Genomic DNA, 9,329 nt, shown 5'->3' on the forward strand with positions numbered 1-9,329 from the left:
GCCGGCTGACCGCCGAAGAGATGCAGGCCTTTCAGCGCCGGCTGGCGGAAGCGCGGGAGGCCTACCGGCGCAAAATGGAACAGCACGCCGCCTTCCATTCAAAAACCCCCATTTCGCCGCAGAATGTGGAGCGCCTGGCGGTGGTGCGCTGGTTGGGGATGGGTGATATCCACGAAGCAGCCTTCTCGCCGGACGGCAGCCGGCTGGCGATTGTTTCTGACAAATGGATTTTTATATACGATCCCGCCCAACGGACACAGGTGAGATACCAAACCGGACTATTAACATATGGCGTTATGTTCTCGCCGGATGGTCAAATGCTCGTGTCATATTCCAATGAATCATCTAATCAAAAATATATCGTTCAGTTATGGCACGCTGCCGACGGCCGACTATTGCACTCACTGGAGGGACATACTGAGTCTGTGAATAAAGTGGCGTTCTCACCAGACGGACGCCTGATTGCTTCGGCCTCAAGGGATAAAACCGTGCGGCTGTGGCACGCTGCCGATGGCCGGCTGTTGCACTCATTGGAGGGACACACTGAATCGGTAAATAGAGTGACGTTCTCGCCGGATGGGAAGCTGCTTGCCTCGGCATCCGGTGATAACACCGTGCGGCTGTGGCACGCCGCAGACGGTCAGCTGCTGCGCACGCTGGAGGGACACTCCTCTGGAGTAAACAACGTGGTATTCTCGCCGAATGGGAAGCTGCTCGCCTCGGCGTCCGGTGATAACACCGTGCGGCTATGGCACGCCGCAGACGGGCAGCTGCTGCGCACGCTGGAGGGACACTCCTCTGGAGTCAATAGCGTGGCCTTCTCGCCGAACGGCAGTCTGCTGGCATCGGCTTCCGATGATAAAACTGTGCGGCTGTGGCGCGCTGAAGACGGCCGACTGCTGCGCACGTTTGATGGACACAAGGATCGGGTACGCAGCGTGGCGTTCTCGCCAGACGGAAAACTCCTTGCCTCGGCTTCCTGGGATAAAACCATGCGGCTGTGGCGAACCGCCGACGGCCGGCTGCTGGATACGCTCGTAGGACCAATGAGACTTTTTAGTCATGTGAACAGCGTTGCCTTTTCTCCGGACGGGAGACTGATCGCCTCGGCTTCAGGCGTACTTCAAATAGCAACAAAGATAATACAGGCTATAATGGAAGATAGTTTAAAGATAGAAGATAACACCGTGAGGTTATGGCGCGCCGAAGACGGGCAGCTGCTGCGCACATTGGAGGGACACACCTCTGGGGTAAACAGCGTTTCGTTCTCGCCGGACGGGAAGGTGCTCGCCTCGGGCTCCCATGACAAAACCGTGCGGCTGTGGCGCGGCGCAAACGGCCGAGTGCTGCGCACGCTGGAAGGACACACCTCTGGAGTCAATAGCGTGGCGTTCACGCCGAACGGCCGCCTGCTGGCATCGGCTTCCGATGATAAAACTGTGCGGCTGTGGCGCGTTGCCGACGGCCGGCTGCTGCGCACACTGGAGGGACACACCTCTGGGATAAACAGCGTTTCGTTCTCGCCGAATGGCGACCTGCTCGCATCGGCTTCCGCAGATGAAACCGTCAGGCTGTGGCGCGTCGAAGACGGACAGCTGCTGCGCACACTAGAGGGACACACGTCCGGGATAAACAGTGTGGCGTTCTCGCCGGACGGAAATCTACTGGCCTCAGCCTCCGATGACAACACCGTGCGGCTGTGGCGCGCTGAGGACGGGCAGCCCCTGCGCACACTGCATAGACACACGGATGATGTGCACAGCGTGACATTCTCACCGGACGGCCGCCTGCTCGCCTCGGCCTCCGCAGATAAAACCGTACTGCTGTGGGGCGTGCGCTGATCCGGCCGCGCCCCAAAACCTCACCCGTGTTCATCCTCACCATCCCCTCCTGTCTCCCCCAAAGCGTTCGGCAGGCAGGGGCAGGCGGCCGGCAAAAATCAAACCGCCGGACAGAGAAATTACCCCAACCAACGGTATAATAATAATAATCAAGCCCACTGCAGCAGGCCGGCAGCCGCCCGCAAACTTCCGCTCTAATCCAATCCACAGGGGATGACCATGAAAGTTGGAATTGACTTTGGCACAACCTACACCAAAATCGCCTACCTCGATGAACACGGCAGCCCAAAACTCTTCCTCTACCCCGCTCCGCCCAACGGCAGGCAGTTCGTTCCCACCACCGTTGCCTACACCCGCGGCGGCCGCAAAATCGTCATCGGTGAAGCCGCCCGCCTCGCGCTTCTCAACGAAGACGATGTGGTTTACTACGAAGCCTTCAAAATGCTTTTACCCCTCAAAAAGCCGCAAGATTGGAAAGCGCACGGCTGGCCGGATGGCAAAAGCCCCGCCGAAGTAACCCGCGACTACTTCTTACAGCTGCTGCGCGAAGCCGAGTACAGTTTTGAAAAACAGAATCCAAAAATTGACGGGCTGGTCGTATCCGTACCGGAACTGTGGCAGAAGACCGCCGATAACCCCGGCGCTGAGGCGTTGAAGAAAATCCTGACCGAAGACCTGCGCCTGCCGCTGGATCACCTGCGCAGCGAGCCGGTCTGCGCCGCAGCCTTTTACGTATACAGTTACCAAAAGCTGGAGCGCAGGTCAAAACGGCCGTTCAACCTGCTGGTCTGCGATGTTGGCGGCGGCACCTTCGATGTCGCCCTGTGCCGGGTGGAGGGGAGCAGCATCAAGGTGCTCACCTTTGACGGCAACGGGCAGTATGGGGTGGGAGAAGCCGGCGTATCCTTTGACCGCGCCGCCGTTCAAATTGCCTGCCGTCAGGCCGGGCGCGGGAAGCCGGAAGAACTGGACGAAACCGAATTCATCGAACTGGTGCGTGAATTTGAGCGGGTGAAGATCGAAAAGCACGACGAAGTATCCAAACAGATCGTCGAGTTCAAGGATGTTCCCGAAATTCAGGATGCGCCCCTCTATGCGTGGCGCAGAGGAAAATACAAACTAAGCGTTGCTCAGGTTCTACAGGCCTTTGAACCGGTGAAACGGGGCATTGAAAAAGTGCTCACCGCCATTCAGCAGCACGCCGCCGCCAACAACTGGACAATTGACCGCGTCGCCATCGTCGGCGGCTTTGGGCAGTTTCCCCTCGTCGAGCAGACCATCCTCGATTGTCTCGGAATTAAGGGGGAAACGGACGTGCGCTTTGACCGAACCTTAAACAGCGAAAACCGCTTTTATGCGATTGCTCTCGGGGCGGCCTTGATTGCCAACGGCATCATTGACCCGGTGGAGTACTATCCTCACACACTCGGCATCTTTGCCCACCGCATCCGCAACGGGGAATTGTCTGAGGAGTTCATTCCCATCGTAAAACCCGGCGAGATGCCGGCCGGCAGCCTGCAACCCTACTTTGCTCAGGAGGACGGCCAACCGCTAATCCTTGATGTTCAGAGCTCGGCATTCGGCCGGCTGCCGGTCTTCATGCAGCTGCACGGCAGCGGCAATCTGCTCTCGCTCAGCGTTCCGGAGGTGGACTACCCCCCGCCCGGCAAATACCACATCGGCCTGGCGGTGGACCGCTCCAATCTCGGCAAGCTGGTATTTGAGGCAACCAGCGATCAGCGCAGGTTTGAATACCTGCTCGGCAATGTCAACCCACAATTGATTGTGTAGGAAAGAAAATGACCCCCAACCAACGACAGCTCATTGGCGAAATCATTACCGACTCCAGCCAGCCCGACTGGATGACGGCTGCCCGCCTGATGGAAGCGGCCTTCGACTGGCTGCTTTCTTCGCTGCCGGCCGAGCCGCCCGACCGCATTCAGGCGATGAAAGCCCTGCTCGATCTGAACAAAGCGCTGAAGAATCTGAACGACGGCCTGAGCGCCCTGCTTCCCCGTCTGATTGCCAAAGCCGAACCCGGCCCGACTTTGGAAGAATCGGTGCGCGAATTGCACATTCGCCTCAAACAGCTGGCACAAGAGATGAATCAAATGCAAAAACAGCTCAAGCCGCTGATCGAAGCCGAGCAAAGCCTTCAGACTCAAGCTGCCGAATTTGAAAAGCTCCGCCAGCGCCTTGAGCAGATGCAAAAGTTAGAAAAGCTGGCCGGCAGCGCGGACGAATTGAGAGAACAGGTGCAGCGGCTGGAAGAACGCCTGCCGCCCGGAGCGTGGGAAGCCGAGCAGTGGGAAACAAAACTGGGCGGCTATCTGGAAAAGCTGTTCATCCTTTCGGAACAAACAAGCGCTGCACTGGATGAAAAGCACCGCAAGATGATGCGCTTCATCCAACAGCGCGAAGCGGATCTGAAGCGGATCGCCGGGGAACTGCAGGCGGCGCAGGAGCGTTACCGAACGGTTGAGGATGATTTTCAGCAACGCCGCGATGTGCTGGAGTTTTATCTGGAAGCCGACCGCATCGTTGCCGAAGCACTTGGGCAGCCCGCTTCCGGTGGGCTGAATCAGCTGCTCAACCACATCGAGCATCTGCTCCAACAAGCCGACACTCTCCTCAAAACGGCCATGGAAGCCAACGAAGAGGCCAGAAGAATCACCCCCATCCCCTACAGTGGCGGAGGATCAGGATGACCGTGCTTGAACTTGCCGACATGAAAAAATCCATCGAGGAACTGCGCCAACAATTAGACGGGCTTTATCGCTTTATTGATCAGGCGGAATTGGCCGTTCAGGAAATGGAAGCGATTGCCGCTCAGGCGCAGCGCACCGCCGAAACGGTCAGCTCCTTCAACCGCGAAATGCTGACTCTGCAAAATCGGCTGGCATCCGTCATTCAACCGGTCGAAAACGCCGCTGCGGTCATGCAGCGCGAATTGACCCACCTGGAGCGCATCGGTGGGCAGGGATTGGCGCAGCAGCCGGATGTGACCGTGCGGGCAGTGTCTTCTCTTCTGCAATTGAGCCTGTCGGTTGCCGCCCAATTCTTTTCGATGGAACAGCTGGAAGATTTTTGTAAGCCAGAAAACGGCTACGCGATAGACCGTCTGCGGCGGCGCTGGATGGAGTGGTTCGGCGAGCTGACCCAATATCTGGCTCGAGCGCTTGCCCTCGCGCAAACCATCGCCGAACACGATGGGATTGGAACGCTGGCAGGAGAGTACCTCGTTGCGCTGGATCAGCTGGCGCGGCAGTGCGGTGAATGGCAAGCCTTCTGGCTAAAGAAAACCGTCCCTTCCATGCCGGCCGCGGACAGCAGCGCCCTGCCCGCCGATGTCAAACAACCCCAATCCGAGGCGGCCAAAAAACGCAAGCGGAAAACAAGGGGAAAGGCGCATGACGGCTGAAGAAATCATTACTTTGAACATCGCCGCCGTCAATCCGACTACCCGCGCCCTTGGGCCGGGCCTGCGCGCTGCGGTCTGGGTGCAGGGTTGTCATTTCGACTGCGCCGGCTGCATTGCGCCGCAGTGGAAACCGCTGGCAACCGCACGGCTGATGCGCGCCGACCATCTGGCAGAGGAAATGCTGCGCCATCCCGAAGTCACGGGGTTCACCTTCTCCGGCGGCGAGCCGATGCTGCAGGCCGCCGGCCTTGCCCAGCTGATTCGCATCGCCCGCAGGAAAAGAGACCTGACCCTGATCTGCTACACCGGCTACCGGTTGGATCAGCTCCGCCGTACCTCTTTGCCGGGAGTGAAGCAACTGCTGGCAGAAACCGATGTTCTGATTGACGGCGTTTATGTGGAGAAATGGAACGATAACAAAGGGCTGAAAGGCAGCCGCAATCAACAGGTTCACCACCTGACCGATCGGCTGAAATTTTTTGATTTTGAAAACTGCGCAAGACGGGTGGAAATCCGGATTGAGAACGGTCTGATCATCCTGACCGGGGTGCCTTCCGCAGCGGCACTGAGGGGATTCCAATCCGCCGTTCAGCGCAGTCGTTCCCCGTCCTTACCGATGAGCGAATGAACGACCATAGGGGGCAGCCCGACCCGGATCACTGCAGGGTCATTTTTATACAAAAAAGAAGAAAGGCAGGTAAAAAATGAGTGGGATAAAAGAGGTCACCATCAGCAGCACGTACTTCCAAAGATTGCTTTCCGATTCAAGCCGGCTGCAAGCGATTCAATCGGCGCTGCCGCAATTCATGGAAAGCGTTGCCGAGGCAATCCTCAACGAAGTTGCCGGCCAGCTGCAGAACAACGAACGGCGGCAGAGCCGTTACGAAGCCAGCCTGGCCAACCTGAGCGAGGAAATGCGCCAGATGGAAAGTGAGGTGAATCAGCGTTTGCGCAGAATGAACGAGCACTGGCAAGGTGAGTTGCAAAACTCGCTTAGGGAAAACCGGCACGAATTCCGCCAGCGCATCGGTGAGCTGGATCAGCGCCTCACTGCGCAAATTCAGCAGGAGCGCCGCGAAAGAGAACGTCAGGTTCAGGAGATTTCTGACCGCATCAATGCCCTTGTCGCAGACGAGCGCCGCCGTGACGAACTGGCGCGTTCGTGGGTGAATGATGTTTCCCTGAAAGCAGGTTTTATTGCAAACAATTACCGCCACCAGCAGTTTGCGCCGGGAGAACTGGATAAAATTGAACGGGACATCCAGATTGCCCGGCAGAACGTCCTGCAAGGAATGCCGCAGAGCGCCCTCTCCACCATCCAGCGCGCATACAATGACCTGAACGACCTGCAAATGAAACTGGAACGGTTGGAAAAAGAGTGGCTGCTCTGGCACACCGCTGCCCTCGAAGCCACCCGCCAGCTACTCGCCATTGCTCAAAGCAATCGGGTTTGTTCGGCGCTGGATATGGAAGGCAAACCGCTGACCGGCTTCGAGGTGGAGGTGGATCACTGGACGCGCGGCAAGTTGACCGCTTTTGAAACTAAACTCAAGAAGATTATCGGCCGTATTGAGAATGACGAGCAACCGCTCTCCATTGAAGAACTGCGGGAGATTGCTGAAACAGCAGCTCCGAAACTGAGAGAGGAACTGGAGCAGATCATTGCAGAGGCACGAACGGCGGTGATTGCTTCTCAACTGCGCGCCAGCATTGCCGAATTGGTGATTCAGGCGCTCGAAAGCCAGGGGTATGTCTATGACGACAGCGCATATGAGGAAGAAGACCAACGATTGGGCTATGTTGCCAAAGTCAAGGCTTTCGACGGCAGTGAGGTTGTGATTTCCATTTCGCCGGACGATGAAAATGCCGCCGCCAACCATCTGCAGATCCACTCGTTTGATCAGGACGTTCGCACTGAGCATGAGCTGCTGCAACGCGCCAAAGCCATTTCCGAATCGCTGCAGGAGCAGGGTTTGCAGGCATCGCAGCCAGCAGTTACCGATCAACGCGCCGACCCGCGCCTTCGAGACCTGGAAAGAGTGAGAAAACAGGCCGTTACCAAATCGAGAGGTTGAATGGCAATCGAACGACTGCAATATCCTCTTGACTTCAATCAGGGCGATCGGCTGATCATGCTCTACGGGCCGGGTACCCAGGACTCATTTATCAGCCAGGATTACCTCGAATGGGACATTGAAACCGCCCTGTGGCAATTGCTGCACGAAAAGGGATTTGAGAGAATTGTCTTCTTCAACACCAATCAGTCCATTTATTTTCTGGATCAAAAATCGAAAGAAGTTTCTCTGCCCAAAACCAAAGGCGCTCTTGCTCACCATGCCGCCGCACCACCCCTCAAGCGGTGTAAAGGCCCGCTGGGCGATCTGAATCTGGCAGCGCGCCCGAAATCTCCCGAACTTGGCGCGGAGGCCTTCCGCAGCGCGCCGGCGCTCAGCGATGTGATGGCATTGTCGCTGATGGATACCTTCATCCGCAAAAATGATCACAAAACCGCGCTGGTCTTTTCGCAGGCCGAAACCACTTTCCGCTTTTTCAACGACCTGCGCCTGTTGGCGGGGAAATTCAGCAGCTGGATCAGGTTGCCGGCAAGCAACCCGAATATCTGCATCCTAATATTTTCAACGCCCACCTACCAGGACCTGTGTGAAACCGCACAGCGGTTTGAATATCTACCGGACTTATTTGCCAACCTGCAAACCAAACGGGGTTCCAACCGCCAGTACAACATCGCCTTTATTGGCGGTCCGGAAGAACAGGAAATTCATCGGCTGGTTGACTTCTGCCGCTTGAAGTACGGCGTGGCGGTCAACTGGCGCGAACGCAGGAAACTGGAACTCTGGATGACCGCCGAGAACCTGGAGGCAAAAACATGGCTCAACCGGCTAAAAAACAGCGGCGCACTCAATCGTGCCGTGTGCAGAAAAATGGGCTGGCTTACCTCAATGCCGGATGATGAACGCGATGCCTTGACGCGTCTCAACGAATTGGTCGGATTACAACCGGTTAAGGAAAACATTACAGAACTGATTGCTTTGTTGAAAGATAAAGAACAGCGTGAAGCGCAGGGCTTTGGCAGCGGTGAACCATTGCGCTTGCATTTGGTTTTCAGCGGCAACCCCGGCACCGGTAAGACCACTGTAGCGCGCCTGATGGGCGAAATATACCGCGATATGGGGCTGCTGCGGCGCGGCCATCTGATCGAGGCAAAGCCCTCCGACCTGATCGGCAACGTGGTCGGCGATACCGCCATCAAAACCAACGCTCAGGTTGACCTTGCCCTGGACGGGGTTTTGTTCATTGATGAAGCCTACCAGATGGCAGATAAAGAGCGCGGCGGGTTTGGGCAGGAAGCACTGGAAACCCTGATGGCGCGGATGGAAAATGACCGCAAACGTCTTTGTGTGATTGTCGCCGGATACCCGCAGCGAATGCAGCAGTTTCTCGATGCCAACCCCGGCCTTCAACGCCGATTTGAAAAAGTCATCCCATTCCCCGACTACACGAATGAAGAATTGATGGCCATTCTGCAAAGCAAAATTGAAAAGCTCGGTTTATCCTGTACGCCCGAACTGAACGAACAACTTGTGCGGATTGTGCAAAACATTCCCCGAGACGAGAAATTCGGCAATGCCGGAGAGATTGAAAAACTGCTGCAGGGCCTGGAAAAACGCCGCGCCGTGCGCAAACTGCAAAACCGCTTGCCCGTCAATGAACCTTTCAGCATAGAGGACATTCCGGATGATTATCGCGTCTATCTCCCTCCTCCGCTGCCGGGCATGGATCTTCTTTTGAATGAACTGAATGAGATGGTCGGTTTGCAAGAGGTCAAAACCTTTGTGCGCCGTCAGGTGTCCCGTTTGCGTTGGGAGCAGAATCGCCCCACCGCCGTCAAAAGTAACCAGCCGCGTTCCCTGCACATGGTCTTCACGGGCAACCCCGGCACCGGCAAAACCTCGGTGGCGCGCTTGATGGGCAAAATTTTCAAGGAGTTGGGGCTGCTGCGCAAGGGGCATGTGGTCGAGGTCTCGCGCGGCGATCTGGTTGCCGAG

At 56.9% G+C, this 9,329-nt stretch carries 7 protein-coding genes; all 7 read left to right on the plus strand.

Going from position 1 to position 9,329, the window contains the following annotated elements:
* Positions 1 to 1,841, plus strand: a 1,841-nt coding sequence (locus VAE48_RS01590; protein ID WP_322791556.1) for a WD40 repeat domain-containing protein, incomplete at its 5' end; no start/stop codon positions are given.
* A gap of 219 nt (positions 1,842 to 2,060) precedes the next feature.
* Positions 2,061 to 3,632, plus strand: a complete 1,572-nt coding sequence (locus tag VAE48_RS01595; RefSeq protein ID WP_322791557.1) for an Hsp70 family protein — start codon at positions 2,061 to 2,063, stop codon at positions 3,630 to 3,632.
* 8 nt (positions 3,633 to 3,640) lie between these two features.
* Positions 3,641 to 4,549, plus strand: coding sequence for a hypothetical protein (locus VAE48_RS01600; RefSeq protein WP_322791558.1), 909 nt, complete (start codon positions 3,641 to 3,643; stop codon positions 4,547 to 4,549).
* Positions 4,546 to 5,262: a hypothetical protein gene (locus VAE48_RS01605; RefSeq protein WP_322791559.1), complete on the plus strand. Its 717-nt coding sequence runs from the start codon at positions 4,546 to 4,548 to the stop codon at positions 5,260 to 5,262. Before VAE48_RS01600 ends, VAE48_RS01605 begins: the two co-directional genes overlap by 4 nt.
* Entirely contained in the window at positions 5,252 to 5,890 is a 639-nt protein-coding gene (locus VAE48_RS01610; RefSeq protein WP_322791560.1) for a 4Fe-4S single cluster domain-containing protein, read from the plus strand. The genes VAE48_RS01605 and VAE48_RS01610 overlap by 11 nt, the downstream gene beginning before the upstream one ends.
* Positions 5,891 to 5,966: 76 nt before the next feature.
* Complete coding sequence (locus tag VAE48_RS01615) at positions 5,967 to 7,337, plus strand: hypothetical protein (RefSeq protein WP_322791561.1); 1,371 nt, start codon at positions 5,967 to 5,969, stop codon at positions 7,335 to 7,337.
* Positions 7,338 to 9,329 (plus strand): AAA family ATPase (locus VAE48_RS01620; protein WP_322791562.1); only part of this gene is annotated, 1,992 nt, incomplete at its 3' end.

Origin of the sequence: Bellilinea sp. (assembly GCF_034432615.1) — a bacterium.
In the GTDB taxonomy this organism is placed as follows: domain Bacteria; phylum Chloroflexota; class Anaerolineae; order Anaerolineales; family Anaerolineaceae; genus Bellilinea.

What these genes read in the sequence shown, in the direction of transcription:
- VAE48_RS01595 (WP_322791557.1), top strand. Translation starts at nt 2,061, where the DNA reads ATGAAAGTTGGAATTGACTTTGGCACAACCTACACCAAAATCGCCTAC.
- VAE48_RS01610 (WP_322791560.1), top strand. Translation starts at nt 5,252, where the DNA reads ATGACGGCTGAAGAAATCATTACTTTGAACATCGCCGCCGTCAATCCG.
- VAE48_RS01615 (WP_322791561.1), top strand. Translation starts at nt 5,967, where the DNA reads ATGAGTGGGATAAAAGAGGTCACCATCAGCAGCACGTACTTCCAAAGA.
- VAE48_RS01600 (WP_322791558.1), top strand. Translation starts at nt 3,641, where the DNA reads ATGACCCCCAACCAACGACAGCTCATTGGCGAAATCATTACCGACTCC.
- VAE48_RS01605 (WP_322791559.1), top strand. Translation starts at nt 4,546, where the DNA reads ATGACCGTGCTTGAACTTGCCGACATGAAAAAATCCATCGAGGAACTG.